The organism is Pantoea sp. XY16 (assembly GCF_025153065.1).
Taxonomy (GTDB): Bacteria; Pseudomonadota; Gammaproteobacteria; order Enterobacterales; family Enterobacteriaceae; genus Pantoea; species Pantoea alfalfae.
Genome location: NZ_JANZNP010000002.1, coordinates 106,488 through 130,019, shown reverse-complemented (window position 1 = coordinate 130,019; position 23,532 = coordinate 106,488). Strand labels below are relative to the sequence as shown.

At 55.1% G+C, this 23,532-nt stretch carries 23 protein-coding genes; 9 read left to right on the top strand and 14 right to left on the bottom strand.

Annotated features, from left to right (window positions below):
* Position 1 precedes the first annotated feature (1 nt).
* A complete protein-coding gene (locus N1689_RS02225; RefSeq protein ID WP_222924289.1) occupies positions 2-961 on the bottom strand; it encodes an isoaspartyl peptidase/L-asparaginase family protein in 960 nt (319 codons plus the stop codon).
* A gap of 256 nt (positions 962-1,217) precedes the next feature.
* On the opposite strand from N1689_RS02225, the gene moeA reads away from it, so the two are divergent.
* Both moeA and moeB read left to right on the top strand, forming a co-directional pair.
* Positions 1,218-2,453: a molybdopterin molybdotransferase MoeA gene (gene moeA / locus N1689_RS02220; RefSeq protein WP_260057740.1), complete on the top strand. Its 1,236-nt coding sequence runs from the start codon at positions 1,218-1,220 to the stop codon at positions 2,451-2,453.
* A complete protein-coding gene (gene moeB, locus N1689_RS02215) occupies positions 2,454-3,212 on the top strand; it encodes a molybdopterin-synthase adenylyltransferase MoeB (protein ID WP_222924290.1) in 759 nt (252 codons plus the stop codon).
* Between the two features lie 97 nt (positions 3,213-3,309).
* Here moeB and N1689_RS02210 read toward each other — a convergent pair whose 3' ends face one another.
* The 8 genes from N1689_RS02210 to mntR all read right to left on the bottom strand — a co-directional run bounded on the left by N1689_RS02210 (position 3,310) and on the right by mntR (position 12,562).
* Positions 3,310-3,531: a hypothetical protein gene (locus N1689_RS02210; protein WP_260057739.1), complete on the bottom strand. Its 222-nt coding sequence runs from the start codon at positions 3,529-3,531 to the stop codon at positions 3,310-3,312.
* 10 nt (positions 3,532-3,541) lie between these two features.
* Positions 3,542-5,134 (bottom strand): ABC-F family ATPase, encoded by a 1,593-nt coding sequence (locus tag N1689_RS02205; RefSeq protein ID WP_033782451.1) that lies wholly within the window; start codon positions 5,132-5,134, stop codon positions 3,542-3,544.
* 178 nt (positions 5,135-5,312) lie between these two features.
* Positions 5,313-5,714, bottom strand: a complete 402-nt coding sequence (locus N1689_RS02200) for an H-NS family nucleoid-associated regulatory protein (protein WP_003850507.1) — start codon at positions 5,712-5,714, stop codon at positions 5,313-5,315.
* Positions 5,715-6,582: 868 nt separating this feature from the next.
* Positions 6,583-8,112: an efflux transporter outer membrane subunit gene (locus N1689_RS02195; RefSeq protein WP_222924292.1), complete on the bottom strand. Its 1,530-nt coding sequence runs from the start codon at positions 8,110-8,112 to the stop codon at positions 6,583-6,585.
* Between the two features lies 1 nt (position 8,113).
* Positions 8,114-9,682, bottom strand: coding sequence for a DHA2 family efflux MFS transporter permease subunit (locus N1689_RS02190; protein ID WP_161736767.1), 1,569 nt, complete (start codon positions 9,680-9,682; stop codon positions 8,114-8,116).
* Positions 9,679-10,824, bottom strand: coding sequence for an HlyD family secretion protein (locus N1689_RS02185; protein WP_260057738.1), 1,146 nt, complete (start codon positions 10,822-10,824; stop codon positions 9,679-9,681). The genes N1689_RS02190 and N1689_RS02185 overlap by 4 nt, the downstream gene beginning before the upstream one ends.
* Before the next feature lie 149 nt (positions 10,825-10,973).
* Complete coding sequence (locus N1689_RS02180; protein ID WP_161736765.1) at positions 10,974-12,083, bottom strand: SLC13 family permease; 1,110 nt, start codon at positions 12,081-12,083, stop codon at positions 10,974-10,976.
* Positions 12,084-12,103: 20 nt separating this feature from the next.
* Positions 12,104-12,562: a manganese-binding transcriptional regulator MntR gene (gene mntR / locus N1689_RS02175; protein ID WP_010254350.1), complete on the bottom strand. Its 459-nt coding sequence runs from the start codon at positions 12,560-12,562 to the stop codon at positions 12,104-12,106.
* A 254-nt stretch (positions 12,563-12,816) separates the two neighbouring features.
* Here mntR and N1689_RS02170 point away from each other — a divergent pair, with 254 nt between their 5' ends.
* On the top strand, positions 12,817-13,008 hold the full coding sequence (locus tag N1689_RS02170) for a hypothetical protein (protein WP_161736764.1): 192 nt from the start codon (positions 12,817-12,819) through the stop codon (positions 13,006-13,008).
* 241 nt (positions 13,009-13,249) lie between these two features.
* On the opposite strand, the gene ompX is transcribed toward N1689_RS02170, so the two are convergent.
* Positions 13,250-13,762: an outer membrane protein OmpX gene (gene ompX, locus N1689_RS02165; RefSeq protein WP_013357252.1), complete on the bottom strand. Its 513-nt coding sequence runs from the start codon at positions 13,760-13,762 to the stop codon at positions 13,250-13,252.
* Positions 13,763-14,130: 368 nt separating this feature from the next.
* Between ompX and rhtA the strand changes: the two genes are divergently transcribed.
* The 5 genes from rhtA (at position 14,131) to glnQ (ending at position 18,396) form a co-directional block, all read left to right on the top strand.
* Positions 14,131-15,045, top strand: a complete 915-nt coding sequence (rhtA, locus tag N1689_RS02160; protein ID WP_033731969.1) for a threonine/homoserine exporter RhtA — start codon at positions 14,131-14,133, stop codon at positions 15,043-15,045.
* Between the two features lie 324 nt (positions 15,046-15,369).
* Entirely contained in the window at positions 15,370-15,873 is a 504-nt protein-coding gene (gene dps, locus N1689_RS02155) for a DNA starvation/stationary phase protection protein Dps (RefSeq protein WP_033731968.1), read from the top strand.
* A 319-nt stretch (positions 15,874-16,192) separates the two neighbouring features.
* A complete protein-coding gene (gene glnH / locus N1689_RS02150) occupies positions 16,193-16,939 on the top strand; it encodes a glutamine ABC transporter substrate-binding protein GlnH (protein ID WP_090962721.1) in 747 nt (248 codons plus the stop codon).
* A gap of 78 nt (positions 16,940-17,017) precedes the next feature.
* Entirely contained in the window at positions 17,018-17,677 is a 660-nt protein-coding gene (glnP, locus tag N1689_RS02145; RefSeq protein WP_013357248.1) for a glutamine ABC transporter permease GlnP, read from the top strand.
* Entirely contained in the window at positions 17,674-18,396 is a 723-nt protein-coding gene (gene glnQ / locus N1689_RS02140) for a glutamine ABC transporter ATP-binding protein GlnQ (protein ID WP_010254327.1), read from the top strand. The genes glnP and glnQ overlap by 4 nt, the downstream gene beginning before the upstream one ends.
* Positions 18,397-18,780: 384 nt before the next feature.
* Here glnQ and rlmF read toward each other — a convergent pair whose 3' ends face one another.
* The gene (rlmF, locus tag N1689_RS02135) at positions 18,781-19,713 is read right to left on the bottom strand and encodes a 23S rRNA (adenine(1618)-N(6))-methyltransferase RlmF (RefSeq protein WP_222924294.1); all 933 of its coding nucleotides are present in this window, start codon (positions 19,711-19,713) and stop codon (positions 18,781-18,783) included.
* A 141-nt stretch (positions 19,714-19,854) separates the two neighbouring features.
* Here rlmF and N1689_RS02130 point away from each other — a divergent pair, with 141 nt between their 5' ends.
* Positions 19,855-20,487 carry a flavin reductase family protein gene (locus N1689_RS02130; RefSeq protein WP_161736924.1) on the top strand — a complete coding sequence of 211 codons (633 nt, stop codon included), beginning with the start codon at positions 19,855-19,857 and terminating at the stop codon, positions 20,485-20,487.
* 2 nt (positions 20,488-20,489) lie between these two features.
* Here the strand turns inward: N1689_RS02130 and hutH are convergent, their stop codons facing one another.
* Genes hutH through N1689_RS02115 form a run of 3 tightly spaced genes read right to left on the bottom strand, consistent with a single transcriptional unit; the run spans position 20,490 to position 23,531 of the window.
* Positions 20,490-22,007, bottom strand: a complete 1,518-nt coding sequence (gene hutH, locus N1689_RS02125) for a histidine ammonia-lyase (protein ID WP_260057737.1) — start codon at positions 22,005-22,007, stop codon at positions 20,490-20,492.
* The gene (locus N1689_RS02120) at positions 22,004-22,798 is read right to left on the bottom strand and encodes an ABC transporter ATP-binding protein (RefSeq protein WP_253421418.1); all 795 of its coding nucleotides are present in this window, start codon (positions 22,796-22,798) and stop codon (positions 22,004-22,006) included. The genes hutH and N1689_RS02120 overlap by 4 nt, the downstream gene beginning before the upstream one ends.
* Positions 22,791-23,531 (bottom strand): ABC transporter permease, encoded by a 741-nt coding sequence (locus N1689_RS02115; RefSeq protein ID WP_033731964.1) that lies wholly within the window; start codon positions 23,529-23,531, stop codon positions 22,791-22,793. The genes N1689_RS02120 and N1689_RS02115 overlap by 8 nt, the downstream gene beginning before the upstream one ends.
* Position 23,532 lies beyond the last annotated feature (1 nt).

Genomic DNA, 23,532 nt, shown 5'->3' with positions numbered 1-23,532 from the left:
CTTAACTTTCGCGATAGATAGCGACGTCAGCCGCCTCGCCGACCCGCGCAACGCCCCGGTACATACCTTCGCTGTTGAACGGCAGCGCCACGTTGCCTGCGCGATCGACGGCGATTAAGCCGCCACTGCCGCCCAGTTCCAGCACGCTGTCATGAATAACGTTAACACTTGCCTGCTGCAACGAGCGTCCGGCGTAGCGCATCTGCGCGGCCACATCGTAGGCCGCCAGCGTCCGCATAAAGACTTCACCGGTGCCGGTACAGGAGACCGCCACGCTGTCGTTGCTGGCATAGCAGCCCGCGCCCGGCAGCGGCGAGTCGCCGACGCGTCCGGCCTGCTTATTGGTCATCCCGCCGGTTGACGTGGCCGCAGCGAGGTTGCCCGCCAGATCCAGCGCGACCGCCCCGACCGTGCCGAACTTACGGTCCGGGTCGAGCGGGTCGTCACTGAGTGCAGCACCATCATGGTCCAGCACCGCGGTATCGCTGTTGAGCGCGCGCTGTAACTGTTCCCAGCGTTCCGGCGTAGAGAAGAAATCAGGCTCGACCGTTTCCAGCCCCTGCGCCACGGCAAACTGCTCTGCGCCTTCCCCGATAAACAGCACATGCTCGCTTTTTTCCAGCACGGCACGTGCCGCCAGGACCGGATTACGTAATCGCGTTACGCCTGCGACCGCGCCCACTTCCAGCGAACGGCCATCCATGATGCAGGCATCGAGTTCATGGGTGCCCTGATGGGTGAAGACCGCGCCTTTGCCCGCGTTAAACAGCGGACACTCTTCCAGCAGTCGCACCGCCTCGGTCACTGCATCGAGTGCACTGCCGCCCTGCGCCAGTATCTGCTGACCCTGTGTGACAATATCGTGGAGCGCCTGACGGTAGCGTTGTTCCTTTTCAGCGCTCATTGCTGCGCGCGAAATCGCACCTGCGCCGCCGTGAATGGCGATCACTGCATTGACCATAACGCTCTACCCTGTGATTGCATCAGGACGAAAAACACTGATTTAAAATGGTTTTCACCCATTTTTGGTGATTTTTGACTATAGAAAGCCTGCTAAGTGTTGTAAAGCGGAAACTGTTCCTGTGGTTATAACCTTTTCTTACCGTCATATTTCACTTTGGTCGCAATGACCGGCAGGTCAGGCCGACGCCGATGTGACTCAGCGACCAAATCCCACCATAATAGGCAGCATCTGAAATAACCAGGCTGGACTGTTCATGGAAAGTTTTACTGCAGGTTTGATCTCCCTTGAGGAGGCACAACAAAAAATGCTGTCACAGCTGACGCCCGTCACCGACTCGCTGAGTGTGCCGCTGGCCGAGGCGGTCGGGCGCATCACCGCAACCGCAGTCACCTCACCGATTGCCGTGCCGCCCTTTGATAACTCCGCGATGGATGGCTACGCCGTCAGGCTGGCCGATGTCAGCAACGGACAGCCGCTGCCGGTGGCGGGTAAAGCCTTTGCCGGCGCGCCGTTCAGCGGTGAATGGCCGCAGGGCAGCGTGATTCGCATCATGACCGGTGCGCCGGTGCCCACTGGCTGTGAAGCGGTAGTGATGCAGGAGCAGACCGAAACGCAGGGCGAGGAGATTGTGATTACCGCGCCGGTGCGTCAGGGACAGAATATCCGCCTGACCGGTGATGATATTCAGCCGGGCCATGTGGTGCTGGAAGCGGGTACGCGTCTGGGTGCCGCCGAGCTGCCGCTGCTCGCCTCGCTGGGTATCGCTCAGGTCAGCGTACTGCGAAAACTGCGGGTCGCTATCTTCTCAACCGGTGATGAACTCCAGCCAGTTGGTGAGCCGCTGGCAGACGGCCAGATTTATGACACCAACCGCTTTGCGGTCTCGCTGATGCTGCATAAGCTGGGTTGCGAAGTCATCGACCTTGGCATCATCAAAGATGATCCGTCCGCACTGCGTGCTGCTTTCACCGAGGCCGATCGGCAGGCGGATGTCGTGATTACTACCGGCGGCGTCTCGGTGGGCGAAGCGGACTTCACCAAAACGATGCTGGAAGAGCTTGGTGCCATCAGCTTCTGGAAGCTGGCGATCAAGCCTGGCAAGCCATTTGCCTTTGGCCGCCTTAACAGCAGCTGGTTCTGCGGCCTGCCGGGCAATCCGGTCTCCGCCGCCGTCACTTTCTATCAACTGGTGCAGCCGCTGCTTGCCACCCTCACCGGCCAGCAAAAATCAGCATTGCCGCCACGTCAGAAAGTGCGCTGCGCCTCGCGGCTGAAAAAGTCACCAGGCCGGCTCGATTTCCAGCGCGGCATCCTGCGACAGAACGCCCAGGGTGAACTGGAGGTAGAGACCACCGGGATGCAGGGCTCACACGTCTTCAGCTCTTTTGCCCAGGCGAACTGCTTTATTGTGCTGGAACGGGAACGCGGCAACGTGGAACCGGGCGAATGGGTCGAGGTGGAACCGTTCAACGCCCTGCTGGAGGCGTAAATGCTGCCTGAATTAAGTGATGAGGAGATGCTGCGCTACAACCGGCAGATCGTCCTGCGCGGCTTTGATTTTGACGGTCAGGAGCGGCTGAAAGCCAGTCGCGCGCTGGTCGTCGGGCTGGGCGGGCTGGGCTGCGCGGCTGCGCCCTACCTGGCTTCTGCCGGCGTCGGCAGCCTGACGCTGCTCGACTTCGATACCGTGTCGCACTCTAACCTGCAGCGGCAGATCCTGCACCATGACGCGGATATTGGCCGCGCCAAAGTGGACTCAGCCGCACACAGCCTGGCCGCCATCAATCCGCACTGCCAGTTGCATCCGGTCAACGGACAGCTTGACGATGCGGCGCTGCTGGCGCTGATCGCCCAACAGCAGGTGGTGCTGGACTGCACCGATAATGTCGCGGTGCGTGAGCAGCTTAACAGGCTCTGTCGACAGCAGCGGATACCACTGGTCTCCGGCGCTGCGATTCGGATGGAAGGTCAGATCAGCGTATTTAACTGGCAGCCCGGCACGCCCTGTTATCGCTGCATCAGCCGCCTGTTTGGCGAACAGACCCTGAGTTGCGTGGAAGCGGGTGTCATGGCTCCGCTGGTTGGCGTGATGGGTGCGATGCAGGCGATGGAAGCGATTAAAGTGCTGACGGCATTTGGCACCCCCGCCACCAGCCGGTTGCTGATGTACGATGCGATGAGCGCGGAGTTTCGCAGCATGAAGGTGGCGCAGGATGCGCACTGTGAAGTGTGTGGTGGAGGGGCTTAACCCTCTGCGGACATCCTTTTACAGACAGCTCAAAACTCAAGACGTATGCTCCTTGAGCCCTCACAGCTTTGCAGTTTTACCTGCTTAGGGAACATGGTCAGATCGGAAAGTCGCTTAAACCCTCCCAGGCGCTCGTCCCGCGCCGTCCATGGCGCGGGACGCTTTCCTCCTCTGACCATGTTCCCTGCGCCTTGAGCACATGCGTTGCTGCCAGATAATCCCTGAGCCTATGCTGAACGACTGAACCAGCCGAACCACCGGCATCAAAAATAACAAAACCAATCATCAGCACCAAAAAAAACGGGGTGGCCTGCGCCACCCCGTTTTTATCAGACGATACCCTGACTACGCAGGTAATCTTCGTAATTACCGGTGAAGTCCACCACCTTGTCTGCTTTCAACTCAATCACACGGGTTGCCAGCGAGCTGACAAATTCGCGGTCGTGCGAAACAAACACCAGTGTGCCTTCATACATCTCCAGCGCCATATTGAGCGATTCAATCGACTCCATATCAAGGTGGTTGGTCGGCTCATCCATAATCAGGATGTTCGGTTTTTCCATCATCAGCTTACCGAACAGCATACGTCCCTTCTCACCACCGGAAAGGACTTTGGCTGGCTTCTTAATATCATCCTGCGAAAACAGCAGACGACCGAGAATACCGCGAATGGTCTGCTCATCATCGCCCGGCTGTTTCCACTGACTCATCCAGTCAAATACCGTCAGGTCATTGGCAAAATCATCGGCGTGATCCTGAGCGTAATAACCAATACGCGCATTCTCTGACCATTTAACCGTGCCATTATCAGGCGTAAGCTGACCCACCAGCGATTTCAACAGCGTCGATTTACCAATACCATTGGCACCAATTACCGCCAGCTTCTCACCCACTTCCAGCAGCAGATTTAAATTCTTAAACAGCGGACCGTTATCAAATCCTTTCGTTAAACCTTCCACTTCCAGCGCATTACGGAACAGTTTCTTGTCCTGCTCAAAGCGGATAAACGGGTTCTGACGACTGGAAGCTTTCACTTCATCCAGTTTAATTTTATCCATCTGCTTAGCACGTGAAGTCGCCTGACGTGATTTAGAGGCGTTGGCACTAAAACGACTGACAAATGATTGTAAGTCAGCAATCTGCGCTTTCTTCTTGGCATTATCAGATAACAGACGTTCACGTGCCTGCGTTGCCGCGGTCATATATTCGTCATAATTACCGGAATAAACCCGCAGCTCGCCATAATCCAAATCGGCCATGTGGGTGCAAACCATATTCAGGAAGTGACGGTCATGCGAAATGATAATCATGGTGCTGTCACGCTCGTTCAGAACCTGTTCCAGCCAGCGAATCGTATCAATGTCCAGGTTGTTCGTCGGTTCGTCGAGTAACAAAATATCCGGATTAGAAAACAGCGCCTGCGCCAGTAGTACACGTAATTTAAAGCCAGGGGCGATTTCACTCATCGGGCCATAATGCTGCTCAACCGGAATGCCGACACCGAGTAATAATTCACCGGCACGCGACTCGGCGCTATAGCCATCCATCTCACCGTAAAGCGCTTCAAGATCGCCGACTTTATACCCCTCTTCTTCGCTCATTTCTGGCAAAGAATAAATGCGGTCGCGCTCCTGCTTTACTTCCCATAATTCATGGTGACCCATGATAACGGTGTCCAGCACGCTGAATTGTTCAAAGGCGAACTGATCCTGACGCAACTTACCAATGCGCTCGTTGGGATCGTAAGAGACGTTGCCGCCTGAAGGCACCAGATCGCCACCCAAAATCTTCATGAAGGTGGATTTTCCGCTGCCGTTCGCACCGATTAAACCGTAACGATTACCGCCGCCAAATTTAACGGAGATATTTTCGAACAGTGGCTTGCTGCCAAACTGCATGGTGATATTGCTGCTAACTAACACGGCATTGACCTTTGTGAAGAGAATGGATGAAAAAACGGCGGCTATTATGCCAGATGTGACGCAGCGCACGCCAGCGTCAGGCGTGGATTCCTGGCGGGGTGATTGATATCCCGACAGAAATAAAAAAGCCGGAGGACCATAATGGCCCCCCGGCTCCCACTTACAAGGATTGTGTTGATCAATCGATCAGGAAACTGTCCAGGCTTTTACCGGAATCCAGCGCTTTTTTAATCGCTGCCGGGGTGCGGCCCTGACCTGTCCATGATTTCTGCTCACCGTTTTCGTCGGTGTAAGAATATTTAGCCGGACGCGGCGCACGCTTGGTACGTTTTTTTCCGCTTTCCAGCGCACCTAATAATTCATTAGGATCGATGCCGTCAGCCAGCAGCATTTCGCGATATTTAGACAGCTTTTCTTCTTTTTCGCGATTCTGCGTCTCTTCCGCTTCTGCTTCTTCGCGGCGCTCAGTAACAACAACGGTTAATTTTTCCAGGATCTCTTCAAGATCGGTCAGTGGCAGTTCACGAGCCTGGGCACGTAATGTGCGAATATTGTTCAGTACTTTAAATGCGTCACTCATCACAATGTCCTTGTTTAAGGGGGGTTAATAAAACTGTAGCGCCAAGATTACCTAATTCAAATAAAAAAATAAATTATTTTTACGCCCCAGATAATTCTTAAGTATTAATTCAGACAAAACAGCACTATTAAAATCGGCAGTGCCTGACGTTTTATTAACGCTGAATTAACAACAAATCGTGCTCAGGTTGCATTGTTGAAAACGATTTCAGAGGCTTTATAGCGAAAGCTGGCAGTTTATCTTATCCACTAAAGTGGGTTTTCATAGCATCATTATTTACGGTTGCGCACCTGGCAATAGCAGATTAAAAACGTGCTCTGAACGCGATCTCAGTCACACCAGCTTACAGATTATGTTTAAAAATCCCCCTCCGGGCCGTTAAAGAGCCCAAAATAATTACCGCCCTGATGAATTTTTAATATTGCCCGTTGCCATCTGTTAACTTTTTTTTGCCGCTGCGATTTGCAGCAGAGTCAGATTATTCGCAGTTCCCTCAGCTACGCAATAACAGTTCTGGCTGAAGCAGGCGGAGGAATAGTTGCACCCGGCTTACGAGCCTGGTCATGAGGCAACTTAAAAAACCCGTCCGGAGAATAAATTCAGAAAGGTGATGGAGTTCAAAAAGCTGACTCAGAATAGACCAGCAACATAAAAATAACGTCGCTTCGCGGCTGCTGATAATAACCCTGTGCTTATCACGCGTTTATTTTCTGCTGCCAGTGTCGGGAACAGAGGCGGTGAGATACCTGGTTATTCAACAGGTTAGATAATTATCAATAGCCGTGAGAGGCTGTCAGCATCTGATGCAATGCTGACAGGAAGAACGATTAAGGGCGGTTACTGCACAGAGGCAGCGACCGCCAGAGGGCTAATTTGCCTGGGTTGCGGGGCCAAATACCGGATATTGCGGCATCTCAACGTTCTGATAGGTTTCCCAGCCGCCGCCCAGCGCTTTATAGAGGGCGACTAAATCGAGCGCACTCTGCATCCGCGCCTGTGTCGCCTGCTCCTGCGCCTGTGCCAGCTGACGCTGTGCATCCAGCACCTCGAGGAAGGTTGAAAGCCCCTGCCGGTAACTGTCGCTGGCGAGATCAAAGGCGCGCTGAAGGGCACCGGTCGTCTCATCCAGCGCGGTAACACGCTGCTGATCGGCGCGATAGCTGACCAGCGCATTCTCCACATCCTGCAACGCCGTCAGCACCGTCTGACGATAATCCAGCGCGGCGCTGGCCTGCTGCGCCCGGGCGAGTTTGACGCTCGACACCAGCTGTCCACCCTGGAAGATCGGAATCGACAGCGACGGACCATAACTGTAGAAATGGCTGCTCCAGTTATCCAGATAGCTGACGTCGGTATTGCGCACGCCCAGCTGACCCGTCAGTGACAGGCTCGGGAAAAGCTGCGCCACTGACACGCCAATCTCTGCGGTTTGAGCATGAAGCGTCGCTTCAGCCTGACGAATATCAGGACGACGACGTGCCAGCGTGGAGGGAATACCCACCGGGACAAACTGCGGTAGCGTCGGTAACGCTTTTGGCGTACTGAGTTCAGCATCCAGCGCACCCGGCGTTTTACCAAGCAGCACCGCCAGCCCATTCATCGCCTGTCGCGCCTGAGACTGATACTGCGGCAGTTGGGCCTGCAGCGTACTGAGCTGGGCTCGGGCATTTTCCACATCGGTCAGCGGAGCCAGACCATTCCGCTGCTGGCTCTGCGTCAGCTCTGTAGTCTGCTGCGCCACCTCAATCTGCTGCTGCAGCGTCTGAATGGTGCTCTGCGCGCCACGCAGCTGCAGCCAGGCTCGCGCCACTTCGGCTTCCAGTGAAACCAGCGCATCGTTGCGCTGCTCTATCGCGGCCTGCTGCTGGGCATTGGCGGCCTCAACCTGACGGCGCACTTTGCCCCACAGATCCAGCTCCCAGCTGGCATCGAAGCTGCCCTGATAGAGGTTAACCGGCTGGGTCAATCCATTGAGCTGGCTTGCCACGTTGCTGTCGAGCTGATCGGTTGCGCCATTGGATTTCAGCAAGCCTTCCAGCCCGAGCTGCTGACGCGTCACTTTGGCTGAACCGCCCAGGGTGGGGAACAGACTGCCCTGCGCCTGCGTCAGCTGTTCACGTGCACCGGCAATGCGCAGCACCGTCTGCTGCAGGCTCAGGTTGCCCGCAATTGCCCGCTCAATCAGACTGTCGAGCTGCGGATCATTGAAGCTGCGCCACCAGCGTGAATTAATCGCGGCATTTTGTGGCTTTGACGCCTCCTGCGAATCCAGGGTGTTGTAACCACCCGGCACGGCAGGTTTCGGCGCCTGATAGTCAGGTCCGACGGCACAGCCCGCCAGTCCGAAGGCCAGCAGTAAACTCAGGGGTTTCAGGCGATGAGAGAAATAAACCTTCATGTTAGTGTGCTCCTGCACTGCCTTCGCTCTTAATCGGCGACAGCAGCCAACAAAATGGAATCAAAATCAGGGCGACAATACTCAGGCCTGAGAAGACATCGATGTAAGCGAGGATACGCGACTGCGCAATCATCTCCTGATAGAGCTGACCGGTTGCCAGCGTGACGGGATCGCCCACCGCCGAGGTAAAGTCACGTATCGCCTGTGCCCAGTGCTGAAGCGTAATGTTGAACGGCTCATTCAGCGGCGTCATGTTATGCACCATGTGCGCTGACCGTACCTGTTCGCGCTCGGTAATGGCCGCGGTCGAGAGTGAAATCCCAATCGATCCGGCCACGTTACGGAACATGGTAAAGAGCGCCGAGGCGTCAGCATTAAGCCGCTGCGGAATGGTGACAAAGGCGATAGTCGTCAGCGGGACAAACAGGAAACCCAGCCCGATCGACTGCGCGCTGCGCATCAACACCAGCGTTTTAAAATCGACATTGGGTGTTAAAGTCGAGGAGTAGAGAAACGCCACGGCCAGACAGCTGAAGCCAAAGGCGATGATGTAGCGCGTCTGAACGATCGGCATCAGTTTCAGCACCAGCGGAATCGTCAGCACGATTAGTACCGCGCCAGGCGACAACACCAGACCTGACCAGGTGGCGGTGTACCCCAGATCCTGCTGCGCCAGCTGTGGTAACACTACGGAACTGCCATAGAGAATCATCGCCATCCCCGCCATCAACAGCCCGGCGACCCAGAAGTTGCGGTCTTTCATCACCAGAATATCGACCACTGGCTTACGGGCATACATCAGCCAGTAGATGGCCCCGACGATGCCAATCAGCGCCAGAATGGCGAACAGCACGATAAAGTGCGAGGCAAACCAGTCCTCATCCTCTCCGCGATCCAGCATCACCTGCAGACAACCCAGTCCTAAGGTAATCAGGCTGATGCCGATATAGTCGATCTTTAGCTTACCTTTGGCCCACTTACGCTCCCATGGTGGATCTTCCAGCAGCTGATAGATCGCCAGCACGGTAAGCACGCCGACCGGAATGTTGATAAAGAAGACCCAGCGCCAGCTGTAGTTGTCGGTAATCCAGCCACCTAATGTCGGGCCAATCACCGGCGCGACAATAATGGCAATAGAAGAGAGTCCAAATGCCTTGCCGCGATCTTCTGCCTTGAAGTAGTCCAGCAGCACAGACTGCTGAACCGGCTGCAATCCCCCACCAAAAAAGCCCTGCAGCACGCGGAACAGAATGATTTGCCACAGTTCGGTAGCGATGCCGCACAGGAAAGAGCAGATGGTAAACATCACGATGCAGATCAGGAAAAACTGTTTACGGCCAAACAGCCGGCTGAAGAACGCAGAGATAGGCAGCACAATGCCGTTCGCCACCAGATAGGAGGTCAGCACCCAGGTTGACTCATCGTAACTGGAGGAGAGCGAACCGGCGATATGCGGCAGCGCCACGTTAACAATGGTGGTGTCGAGGATCTCCATAAACACTGCCAGCGTGACCGTGATCGCCACTAACCATGGATTACTGGCGGGTTTCCAGCTCTGCGCCGTACTCATTCCACCGTTACCTTCGGTTCAACCGAGAGACCCAGCGGCAGCGGATGGTTTGGATCAAGTCCCTTATCGATCACGATTTTCACCGGCACGCGCTGAACGATTTTCACATAGTTGCCGGTGGCGTTCTCTGACGGGAAGGTTGAGAAGCGCGAACCAGAGCCCATCTGAATACTGTCGACATGCCCTTCCAGCTTCATATCCGGCCAGGCATCGACGCTGATTTCCACTTTGTCGCCCGGATTCATACGTTGCAGCTGAGACTCTTTGAAATTCGCCGTGACCCAGATCTCAGGTGAGACCAGCGAGAACAATGAGGAACCGGCCTGCACCAGGGTGCCCAGCTGAACGTTACGCTTGGTGATAAACCCGTCATAAGGCGCACGAACCTGGGTATAGGAGAGATTCAGATCGGCCGTGCTTAACTGTGCTTTCGCCTGCTCAACCTGTTGCTGACGCGCTTCAACATTGGTCTCCTGCTGACGAATCTGCAGGGCAACCTGTGACGCCACTTCAACCTGTGCTTTCGCACTTTGTAACTGCGCCTGCGCCGAACGTAACTGCGCGGACGCGCTGTCGATATTACGCTGACTGGTTGCACGCGGATCAACGCCACGCTGGCGACGATAATCCGCCTGCGCATTCAGCAGGTTCGCTTCAGCCTTAGCCTGGTCCGCCAGCGCCTGATCGCGCTGTGCCGGATACTGTACTTTTGACAGCGCCAGCTGTGCCTGCGCCTGATGCAGCTGTGCGACCGCTAAACCGAGCTGCGCATTAGCCTGTTCGCGCTGAGCACGATTGTCGCTGGGATCGATTTCCACCAGCAGATCGCCCTTCTTCACCCGCTGGTTATCTTTTACCAGCAGCTTCACGACATAGCCGGACGCTTTAGGCGCAATGGTAACGGCATCGCCTTCGGTAAAGGCGTCATCGGTGGTTTCAATGTTGCGGGTAGAGAACCAGAACCAGAAGCCGACAATCAGCATAATCACCACCACCACCGCCAGAATAATCAGCGGCTTTTTACCGGGGCGTTTGCGCTCAGGCTGCTGGTCGTTGTCCTGATTTTCCTCTGGCTGACGGCTTTTATCCGTCGCGTTTTCTGCGTCCTGCTGGTGTTGATCGCGTTGATTATTCTCGCTCATAGTTCCCATCACTGGCTAAGGCCCTGATTCCGGGCATAAAGGTCCTGTTAACCTTATCTCGGAAATTGACAAAATCCAGTGCAACTTTACGAAACTTGAGGAATGGCGCACATCCTGCCACTTGATGGGCGTAGCAGGATGCGTCCGGGCTAATGGAGTAACTGCAACAGCAGCCAGCCGCTGGCCATTGACCAGGCCAGCAGAGGAAGGGAAAAGAGATGGAATTGCCACCAGACAGCTTTGTCTTTCGCCATGCGCAGTGCAATCAGGTTAGCAAGCGATCCCGGCAGCAGACCGAACCCGCCAATGTTGACGGCCCAGGCCAGCACATCCGTGGGCGGAACTTTTTGCAGCAGCAGAATTGTCGCCGGGACGTTGCTGATCACCTGAGACAGACCAATTGCCAGCAGATAGAGCGGTCCCTGGCCGAAATGCGTCACCGCATCGAAGTGCGCCTGCATCACCGGCAGACGTGTCAGCAGGAAGACGTCAATAAACATGGCGATGAACACCGCCAGCAGGCTCCAGTCAATGCGCAGCAGCACCGGGCGTGCCATCACCAGGAAAATAGCGAGGATCAGCAGCAGTATCCAGCCGGTGATCTCCAGCTCAAGACCGGCGATAAACAGCAGGTACAACACGACGCTGACGATAAACAGCGGCTTCTGCCACTGCGGCTGTTCCGGGTTGTCATGCTTATCAATCGACCGCTTTGAAAAACTGAACCAGGTTAACGCCACCAGACTCAGCAGCAGCCAGGCGGCCAGCGGCAGCATCTGCACGATAAACGCCACCACGCTCAGCTTGCCGTGACTCCACAACAGAATGTTTTGCGGATTGCCAACCGGTGTCAGCAGCGATCCGGCATTAACCGCCAGCGCCTCAAAAATAATCAGTCGCGAGATAGGTAAACGGGAGAACTTACGCAGCGTCAGCGTCAGCGGAACCAGAATGAACAGCGCCACATCGTTGGTCAGAAACGTAGAGAGCAGCGCCGCTGCCAGCACCATAAAGAGTGCAAGCGCGCGTTCATGCCGGAAACGCGCAATCAGCCGTCCTCCCAGCACGTCAAAGTAGCCGCTGGTTTCCAGCCCTTTGGTCAGGATTAACAACCCGGTGAGCGTGATAATGGTATGCCAGTCTACGGCACCGGGCAGATCGGCCCAGCGGAAATCCGCCAGAAATGCCAGAACTACGCCAATCACGATTAATAAATGCAAAATAGAGTCATGCAAAAAAGATCGAAGCAGTTGAGGCATAGTGAGGGTACGCCTTAGCGTTAACGGGTTTCGGAGAACTTCTTAAATACAGCCAGCGTTTCATCACTGACGTGATGCTCAATACCTTCTGAATCGCGTCGGGCCGTTTCGGGACTGATGCCTAACGCCAGCAGAAAACTTTCAACGATATGATGACGGGCGCGGCTCTCCTCTGCCAGCTTCTCACCTTCACCGGTAAGGAAAACACCGCGATAAGGCACCTGCTCAACCAGCCCGGCACTGCCAAGCCGCTTCAGCATTTTCGCCACGGTAGGTTGCGAAACGCCCAGACGGGCCGCCATATCGACCTGACGCGCTTCGCCAAATTCACCAATCAAATCAGAGATTAACTCAACGTAGTCATCAATTAATTCCCGACGATGCGCTTCACGCACCTGCCGAAAACCTTCGACATGCTCTTCAATATCTTTCAGTGGTCCTTTTGGCGCAGAAACCACGCTTTTAGCACGACGACTCATTCAGCTTCCTCATTATTATTTCCCGTACTGACACTGCTATACGGATTTAGCTGCGCTCATTGTAAACCAGCCGCAAAGAAGCTCAAATTTTTCGTCATTAGGCTTGGCTAAACAATATAGCCAGTGCTATATTTGTTGATAATGTAAGCAGCAAAAAAGTGGGATCCTGGTTGATCCTCTGTTGCGCCGGTGTGATGACATTTCTCACCGCAGGCTGCTGACTACCGCGTCGACAATGATTGGGAGGTGATTCTATGAGCACCCTGAAATGTTGCTTAGATTGCAGCAAATGCTTCCAGGCTGAAAAGAAAACAACCACGGAGATGAAATCCTGGCTGTGCCTGCTGACGCGTTCCCCGTTCACACTGCGTCTGATGTTGATTGAGAAGCTCCTGGGCCATAAGCCTGCCGATCGTCGCTGCCAGCATCTGATCTGGCGCGGCTAATTCTGATTCAGCGCCTTTCAGCCAGCGGCTGAGAGGCTTACTTCCCTCTTTCCGCATCCCTTTTTCTTATTTGTCCACGAAATCTTTATGCCTTACGGCATTAACGACGATGGCTGGTTATCGGCAGTGGATAGCAGGAGTCATCAGAGAGCGATTCGCGGTGTAAGGCGGGATGGTAAAATCAGCGCAATAAAAAACGGCCCACAAGGGGCCGTTTTTTTGCAGGTCAGCTAAGCTAAACTTAGAAGCTGTAACCTACGCCAGCAATCCAGGTGCCAACGTCAACGTTACGGATACGGCTCTGCTCGTAACCAACGTCCAGCGCGACGTCCTGAATTGGGTTAAACTGCAGACCTGCACCGTAAGAGAAGCCTACGTCGCTTGAATCAGTTTTAGCGCGTGATGCAGTATCGTTCTGCTGGAATTTACCATAGCCGATACCCACAACACCGTAGATGCTAGCCCAGTCGTTCAGACGGAAAGCTGGACCACCGGTCACACCGTAGTACTGGCCTTTATTATAGATGCCAGCTTCGGTACGATCTTTTTCAGTGTAGGTGAATGAACCGATCCAACCCAGTGGGTTAGAACCGTCTTCGTAGCGGTATTTCAGGTTGAAGCCGTTAGCTTTGTTAGCCACGCCCTGATAGTCGCTCTGAGCATAGCCACCAGTTACGGTGCTCTGTGCCATTGCTGAACCTGCAGATACTGCCAGTACACAGGCTAATGCTGAAAGACATGCAATTTTTTTCATAACCACCTCAAATGTGAAAATACTTCTCTCCTGACAACGCTGAAAATATAACAAAAAATAGCGAGAAACTCTGCCCGGATTTTGTTGTCTAACAGAAAGTTTGGTGTAACAGGAAGTTAATGCGACATCCTATGTCATTCATTTTTCTTATAAAATCCGTCATCTTTCTGCAATAATCATTTTGTGCTCATTTCGTTCTTTAAGTTAAATCCTAAAAAATCCTGACATTTCTTTACCTAAATGGCCCTGATTCTGGCCAAAATTTGCTCAGTTAAGTCAAATTTAAAACGCGATTCCGTGATTCTTTGCCCGCTATTTCCTTTACACTGGCTGACTCATTACGTTAATGACCAGGAAAAGTACACAGGATGTCTGCCTCTCCCGCTTCCAAAAATCTCGCCCCGATAGTCATGCCGATTGCCGTGCTACTGATTGCGATGTTGTCGCTGCAGGGCGGCGCTTCACTGGCAAAAAGCCTGTTTCCTTCTGTGGGTGCCACCGGGATTACCGCACTGCGCCTGGGCTTTGGTACCCTGATACTCTGTGTCATTTTCAAGCCCTGGCGTTTACGCTTCAGCCGGGAGCAGCGTCTGCCTCTCCTGATGTATGGACTGGCTCTGGGCACCATGAATTTTACGTTCTATCTGGCGATTCGTACCGTGCCACTGGGCGTGGCGGTGGGACTGGAATTTACCGGCCCGCTGGCGCTGGCGCTGTTTGGATCGCGTCGGCCGCTGGATTTTGTCTGGGTGTTGCTGGCGGTAATTGGCCTGTGGTTCCTGCTGCCGTTTGGTACAGACATGACCGCGATTGATCCGCTGGGCGCAGCGCTGGCAGTGGGTGCAGGTGCCTGCTGGGCGATCTATATCCTGGCGGGACAACGGGCAGGTGCAGAGCATGGCCCCGCAACCGTCGCCATCGGTTCGCTGATTGCCTCAGTCATTTTTGTGCCACTCGGGCTGACGTTCGCCGAAAGCGGCATCTGGACATGGGCGGTTATGCCAATCGCGTTGCTGGTCGCACTGCTTTCCAGCGCCATTCCCTATTCCCTTGAGATGATCGCCCTTACCCGCTTACCGGCGCGCATTTTCGGTACACTGATGAGTCTTGAACCCGCCATGGCTGCCTTTTCCGGCATGCTGTTTCTGGGGGAAACCCTGACCGGGCTTCAGTGGCTGGCGTTGCTGGCCATCATCATCGCCTCAGCAGGCTCAACACTGACTATGCGCCCGAAAAAGAGTCAGTTAAGCAGCGTTGAATTATCAGACGATAGGCATAAATAAGCGATTTCAGCCCGCACGCTGGCGGGCGAAATAACAATCATGCTCAGCATGAGAATTATTCTTAAACGCTGCGATTTACGGTTCATCCTATTTTGAAACAGTCACTTACCTGCTATTTACAATTTAGTATAACTTTATGATTTAGATGGCTATTTAATAATATTTATATTTTAACATAGCTTTAACCTTACCCGCACAGCCCTGCTTTTAAAAAAGACTGACACTATTTCATCCATCGTCAAAGTCGTTTCAGCAAAGCTGAAAAGCGCTGCTATACTTATCCCGTACTTGATTAGGACAACCATCAAAGAGAGGACTGAAACGATGAGTACCGCTAAATTGGTTAAAACGAAATCTTCTGACCTGATTTATACCCGCAACGACGTGGCCGAAGATGAGAAGAAAGCCACCATCGCGGTGTTGAACCGTCTGGTAGTCGAGTTTATTGACCTGTCATTGATCACTAAGCAGGCGCACTGGAACATGCGCGGTGCTAACTTCATTGGTGTGCATGAGATGCTGGATGGCTTCCGCACCACGATTACTGACCATCAGGATACCATTGCCGAGCGTGTGGTTCAGTTGGGCGGCGTGGCGCTGGGCACCACGCAGGTTGTAAATGACACGACTCCGCTGAAAAGCTATCCGCTGAATATTCACAGCGTGCAGGATCATCTTAAAGCACTGGCCGATCGTTACAGCGTTGTGGCGAATGATACCCGTAAAGCCATTTCAGAAGTTAAAGACGAAGATACCGCTGACATCTTTACTGCGGCATCGCGCGATCTGGACAAGTTCCTGTGGTTCATCGAAGCCAACATTGAATAACACGCAATGCACGCAATCAGGCGGGGAAACCCGCCTTTTTTACGTCTGTGTTAGTGCAATTTTATGACCCTGTTAACAGTTCTTCCCTCCTCCGCTTCACAGCCTTAACATCTGAGGCACACTACCGCTTGCACCAAAATAGCCACCTGCACCAAAGTTGAGCACCAATAGGGTGCAATGGCAGAATTAACTGCAAAATCGTGTCAGCTGTGTTATTTAACTCTCTGATTTCGCGGATTTTGCAAAGTTGGCATAATTCTTTCATATGACAAGCCGCAAACGCAGGCCCTGCCGCCTGGTAGTAAAAAAAGGAAAAATGATGAAGTCACTGTTAAAAGTTTCTGTGGCCGCGCTGGCGCTGGCCTTCTCCCTCTCCTCCACCGCAGCAGAAAAGAAGCTGGTCGTCGCTACTGATACCGCCTTTGTTCCGTTTGAATTCAAACAGGGTGACAAGTATGTCGGCTTTGATGTGGATCTGTGGGATGCCATTGCGAAAGAGCTGAAGCTCGATTACACCCTGAAGCCAATGGACTTCAGCGGCATTATCCCTGCACTGCAAACGCGCAATGTCGATCTGGCACTGGCGGGCATCACCATTACCGAAGAACGTAAAAAAGCGATCGAGTTCTCTGATGGCTATTACAAAAGCGGTCTGCAGGTGATGGTGCGTAACAATGAAAACGACATCAAAGGCATCAGCGATCTGAACGGTAAAGTCGTCGCAGTAAAAAGCGGCACCGGCTCTGTGGAATATGCCAAAGCCAACATCAAATCGAAAGATCTGCGTCAGTTCCCGAACATCGACAGCGCCTACATGGAGCTGGGCACCAACCGTGCGGATGCCGTGCTGCATGACACGCCAAACATCCTTTACTTCATCCACACCGCCGGTAAAGGCCGCTTTAAAGCGGTAGGCGATTCAATTGAAGCGCAGCAGTATGGTATCGCCTTCCCGAAAGGCAGCGACGATTTACGTGAGAAGGTAAACGGCGCACTGAAAACCCTGAAAGAGAACGGCACCTACAACACGCTTTATAAAAAATGGTTCGGCACCGAACCTAAATAATAATTTGCCCGTTATCTGATTTCAGCAGGGAAACTTTTTCCCTGCTTTTTTCCATCGCAACATATCTGGAGTGACACCATGGAGTTTGACTGGAGCGTCATCTGGCCCGCCATGCCAGCGCTGCTCGAAGGCGCCAAACTGACCTTAATTATCTCAATCATTGGCCTGGTTGGCGGCCTGTTTATCGGGCTGGTGGCCGGTTTTGCCCGCGCTTACGGTGGCTGGATCACCAATAACATCGCACTGGTGTTTATCGAAATCATCCGCGGCACCCCTATCGTGGTGCAGGTGATGTTTATTTACTTTGCGCTGCCGATGGCATTTCCTGACCTGCGTATTGATCCTTTCACCGCCGCAGTGGTGACCATCATGATTAACTCTGGTGCTTATATTGCCGAGATCACCCGTGGTGCCGTGCTGTCGATCAACAAGGGATTTCGTGAAGCCGGACTGGCACTTGGCCTGTCGAGCCGCGAGACGCTGCGCTACGTGATTATGCCGCTGGCACTGCGTCGTATGCTGCCGCCGCTGGGCAACCAGTGGATTGTCAGCATCAAAGATACCTCACTATTTATCGTTATCGGCGTGGCTGAACTGACACGTCAGGGTCAGGAGATTATTGCCGGTAACTTCCGCGCTCTGGAAATCTGGAGCGCCGTCGCGATCATCTATCTGGTGATTACGCTGGTGTTGAGCTTTGTGCTACGCCGCATTGAGAAAAGGGTGAAAATCCTGTGATTGAGTTTAAAGATGTCTCCAAGCATTTTGGCCAGACCCAGGTGCTGCACAATATCGATCTGAAGATTAACCAGGGTGAAGTGGTGGTGATTATCGGCCCATCCGGTTCCGGTAAATCGACGCTGCTGCGCTGCATTAACAAGCTGGAAGAGATCACCAGCGGCGAGCTGATTGTTGATGGCCTGCGCGTTAACGATCCGAAAGTCGATGACCGACTGATCCGTCAGGAAGCCGGTATGGTGTTTCAGCAGTTTCATCTGTTCCCACAGATGAGTGCGCTGGACAACGTCGCCTTTGGTCCCATCCGGGTGCGCGGTGCCAGCAAAGAGGCCGCACGCCAGCTGGCGAGAGAGCTGCTGGGCAAAGTAGGCCTGGCAGAGCGTGCACACCACTTCCCGTCTGAGCTGTCTGGCGGCCAGCAACAGCGTGTGGCGATCGCCCGCGCGTTGGCGGTGAAGCCGAAGATGATGCTGTTTGATGAGCCAACCTCTGCGCTGGACCCGGAGCTGCGTCACGAAGTCCTGAAAGTGATGCAGGATCTGGCGGAAGAAGGTATGACGATGGTGATTGTGACGCACGAAGTAGGCTTCGCACAAAAGGTCGCATCGCGTCTGATCTTTATCGACAAAGGCCGGATTGCGGAAGATGGCGATCCCGACAGCCTGATCAGCAATCCCCCCAGTGAACGTCTGCGCGAATTCCTGCAGCACGTCTCCTGATCAAAACGGGCCGCATCGCGGCCCGTTTTGATTGTTGGCAAAGTCTGCCCTGCCCAGCTGTGAGACCGAGGCTGCGAAGGAAACATGGGCAGATCGGAAAGTCGCTTAAACCATCCCTGGTCCCTCGGCCCGCGCGATTACGCACCTCATCCCTGAGGTGCGCCCGTAAACGGGCCAACGCGTTGCGTTGTTCAAAAAACGCCTGCCGTTTTTGTCCCAGGCGCGGGACGCTTTCCTCCTCTGCCCGTGTTCCCTGCGTTATTAGCTAATATGTTGCTGCCAGAGCAACCCTGATTGGGTTTGTCAGCAGTCTGAAACGGCCGTATCGCAGCCCGTCCTTTTTTCTCCGCAGATAGATTCCAGTTATGCGCGAAAAGAGATGCCTTAGCTTCCCAGGCGACTCAGCAGCTTGCTGCGCTGGGCGGCAGGCATAAAACTCCACGCCAGGAAGCGGCTCTGCTTCTGCCCCTGCGCCATATTCACCACCCGCAGCTCTGCGACGTCGAGCGCCTGCAGCTGTTTTTCCAGCGCCGGTAAATTCTCTTTGCGCGACACCAGTGAGGTAAACCAGCCAATCTGGCGACCAAACGCCACGCTCTCGGCGATCATCTTGCCGATGAACGCCTTTTCTCCACCGGGATACCACAGCTCATTGTGTTGCCCGCCAAAGTTAAGCGGCGCACTCTTATCCAGCCCAAGATTACGCACCTTACGCTGTGAACCCGAAACCGCCTCTTCCGCCGACGCGTGGAATGGCGGGTTACACATCACCGCACTGAAAAATTCATTTTTGCTGACCACACCCGCCAGCACCGCATCGCTGTTTTTCTGACGACGCAGACGGATCTGACGCGTCAGGCGCGGATTGGCTGCGACAATGCGATTAGCGGCTTTGATGGCGGCTTCATCAATTTCGGTACCGGTAAAGCGCCAGCCATATTCCGCCGCACCAATCAGCGGATAGATACAGTTTGCGCCGCAGCCAATATCCAGCACGTCCGCGGCCGGGATCGCGCCGTTGTTATCCAGTGCCAGCAGATCGGCCAGGTAGTGCAAATAATCGGCACGTCCTGGCACAGGCGGGCAGAGTGAGCCGGGCGTCAGTTGCCAGTCGATGTCATAAAAGAGTTTGATGAGCGCCTGGTTCAGCAGCATCACCGCCTCCGGGTCCGCGAAATCCACGGACTGCACGCCATAACCGTTAGGCCGGACTTTCGCCGCCAGCGGCGGATGGGCAGCGGTTAGCGCGGCAAAATCGTATTCGCCCTGATGGCGATTGCGGGCGTGGAAGGGCGACGTGCTGGCTGACTTTTTCATACGTTCTCTCAATTATTCAGGCGCGCGTACAATACGCTGTAGAGGGCGGAAAATAAACCCGCACCATCCGCTTACCTCATTCCGGTTCCGTCGGGCGATGCTGTCGGGCTAAGATAGATAAAATCATCTGCCGGAGACGTTATGAGCCATAAACGCTATTCTTATCAGCCCCGTGCGGGCCACGGTCTGCCACACGATCCGCTGAACGCCATTATCGGGCCGCGCCCGATCGGCTGGATTAGCTCTGTCAGCACCAGCGGCCAGCGCAATCTTGCGCCTTACAGCTTTTTTAACTGCTTCAACTATCATCCGCCGATTATCGGTTTCGCCAGCAGCGGCTGGAAAGACAGCGTCCGGAATATTGCAGAGACTAAAGAGTTTGTCTGGAATCTGGCGACCCGTCCGCTGGCCGAAGCGATGAATGAAAGTTCCGCATCGCTCCCTGCCGATCAGGACGAGTTTGCCTTTGCCGGATTAACCTCGCTGGCGGCTTCCCAGGTCAGCGCCAGCCTGGTGGCGGAAAGCCCGGTCAACTTCGAGTGCCGCCTGACGCAGCTGATCCAGTTGCAGGATGCCAGCGGCACCCTGCTCGACAGCTGGCTGGTGATGGGCGAAGCGGTGGCGATTCACATCGATGAATCGCTGCTTGAGGAGGGCATTTATCAGACCGCCAAAGCTGAGCCAATCCTGCGTGCAGGCGGCCCCAGCGCCTATTACGGCATCAGCGAAGCTCAGCGCTTTGATTTAGTCCGTCCGGACGCCCGCCGCAGGTAATCTCACTCCACAAGCGCATCGGCCCGGTGCGCTTTGATCTGCGCCACCGCGCGGGCGATGTCGGGGGCCAGCCAGCGATCCTGCTGCCAGCGATCAACCACCTGCCTTAACAGTAGCCAGGCGCGCCGCGTACCGGCGGCAAGTTGTGATTCACCGTGAAACTCCAGCGCCTGTGCCGCCAGCAGATACTCAATTGCAATAATGTGATCGACGTTGCTGACCAGCTTCAGCAGTTTCAGCGCTGATCCGGTGCCGAGGCTCAGATGATCCTCCTGTAATCCCGATGTCACATAGTTATCGAGCACCGCAGGCTGCGCCAGCTGACGGTTTTCTGCGCATAGCGATGCCGCTACGTACTGGGCAATCATCATGCCGGAATTGACGCCCGGCTCAGCCACCAGAAACGGCGGCAGGCCGCTGACCAGCGGATTGACCAGCCGATCCAGCCGTCGCTCGGCAATACTCCCCAGCTCGGCCAGCGCAATCGCTAGCAGGTCACAGGCCATCGCCACCGACTCACCGTGCGGATGTGACTGGGACACCACGCGCCAGGCCTGCGGCGTCCCCAGAATCAGCGGATTGTCGGTACAGGCGTTGAGTTCAGTCTCCACCTGACGGACAGCGTGATCAAACTGATCGCGGCAGGCACCGTGCACCTGCGGCATCGACCGCAGACTCAGCGCATCCTGAGTCCGAATGCCGACGCTCGCGTTCAGCAGCGGGCTGTCACGTAACAACTGACGCAGGCGATCGCCGCTGCGCTGAATCCCCGGACTGGCCTTGAGCGCCAGCACCTCAGGGTCAAACGCCACCAGTTGACCGCGCAGCGCCTCAAAGCTCATCGCACCGGTGACGTCTGCCCAGTCCAGCAACCGTTCGGCATCGTCCAGTGCCAGACAGGCTAAGCCGGTCATACAGGGCGTGCCGTTAACCAGACTCAGCCCCTCTTTTGCGCCAGGCCGGTAAGGGACTAACCCCGCCTGTTCCAGCGCCTGCTGCGCGGGGATGATTTCACCCCGCCACTCCACCTCGCCGATGCCAATCAGCGCCAGGCCGATATGCGCCATGTGTGTCAGATACCCCACCGATCCCTGCGACGGCACCTGTGGCGTAATCTGCAGATTTAACAGCGCCAGCAGCTGCTGCACCAGCGCCACTGACACACCCGATTTGCCATGGCTGAAGTTAGCAATCGCAGCGCACAGAATGGCGCGCACCTCCGATTTTTTCAGCACCGGCCCAACGCCACAGGCGTGGCTCATCAATGTATTGCGCGACAGCTGGCCCAGCTCATCTTCAGACAGCGTGATGTTGCAGAGCGCTCCCAGACCGGTATTGATGCCGTACGCGACCTGCCCCGCCGCCACGATGTTGCCGACGATTTCACGGCTCTGCGCGATGCGCTGCCAGGCGCTGTCGCTCAGCGTCAGGGTGGCATTGTGCCGGGCAACCTGCACCAGTTCCTGCCACCTGAGCGGACCATCGCCCCAGACCCGCGTCTGATTCGTCACGTCACTCATACTACCGGCTCCACCTGATGATGACTGGAGATAAACTGCTTAAAGCGCGTCGATCCCGCCTCGCCGAACATTGCCTCTGGCGTGCCCTGACAGTCAATCGTGCCCTGATGCATAAACACCACCCGGTTTGAGACGTTGCGGGCAAAGCCCATCTCGTGAGTGACTACCAGCATGGTGCGCCCCTCTTCCGCCAGGCTGCGCATGACCTTCAGCACCTCGCCCACCAGTTCCGGATCGAGTGCCGAAGTTGGCTCATCAAACAGCATCACCTCCGGATCCATTGCCAGCGCGCGGGCAATCGCTACCCGCTGCTGCTGACCGCCCGAAAGCTGGGCGGGATAGAAATCTTTGCGATTCAGCAGACCGACCCGATCCAGCAGCTGCTCCGCCTGGGCAATACAGGCTTTTTTATCGCGCTTGAGGACGTAGTGCGGCCCTTCAATGACATTTTGCAGCACGGTGAGATGTGACCAGAGGTTAAAGCTCTGAAACACCATCCCCAGTCGGGAGCGCAGCCGTTCAATCTGACGCGGATTGGCCGCCAGCTGATGCCCGCGTGCATGGCGCTTCATCCCGATGGTTTCACCGCCGACGCTGACCACGCCGGAATCGGGCGTCTCCAGCAGGTTAATGCAGCGCAGCAGCGTACTTTTGCCCGAGCCACTGGCACCGAGAATGGAAATGACATCGCCCTTGTGCGCCTGCAGTGAGATGCCTTTCAGCACCTCCATGGCACCAAAAGATTTATGGATATCGCTGGCCGACAGCGTGACGGGTGGCAGTTCAGACATTTTTCTCTCCTCCGGTAATCGGCTTAGCGGTCAGTAACGGCTTTTTTTCCGGTTTATGTACCGGTGTCAGACGCCGCTCCAGCAGGGCATAGAGTTGAACAATAATGAAGTTAAGGATCAGGTAGATCGCCGCCGCACAGAGAAACACCTCCATGGTGCGGTAGGTGCGCTGAATGATCTGCTGCGCTACCCCGGTGACATCCCAGACCGTGACCAGACTGGCCAGCGCGGTCGATTTCACCAGCAGGATCGCTTCGGTGGAGTACGCAGGCAGCGCGTAACGCAGCATCACCGGCGCGATAATCCGTCGCAGCAGCAGCCCGCGCGACATACCGCAGGCCATTCCTGCTTCCACCTGACCGGGCGGCACCGCCAGCAGCGCACCGCGCAGAATCTCCGCGGTGTAGGCGGCAGTGCAGAGCGACAGTGCCAGCACTGCGCAGGTAAAGGGCTCTCGCAGGAATGGCCAGAAGAGACTATGGCGGATCACGCCAAACTGCCCCAGACCGTAGTAGATCAGGAACAGCTGAATCATCAGCGGCGAGCCGCGAAATACCAGGATGTAGCCACGGGCAAACGCACTCAGCACTCGCCAGCGGCTCATGCGCAGCGCCAGAATACCCACCGCCAGCACGCCTCCGCATAGAAACGCACTGATAAACAGGCCCAGCGTAACCGGCAGTGCGGCGCTGAGTTTAAGAAAGGTGTCAGTGAGGAACGCAAAATCGATCATA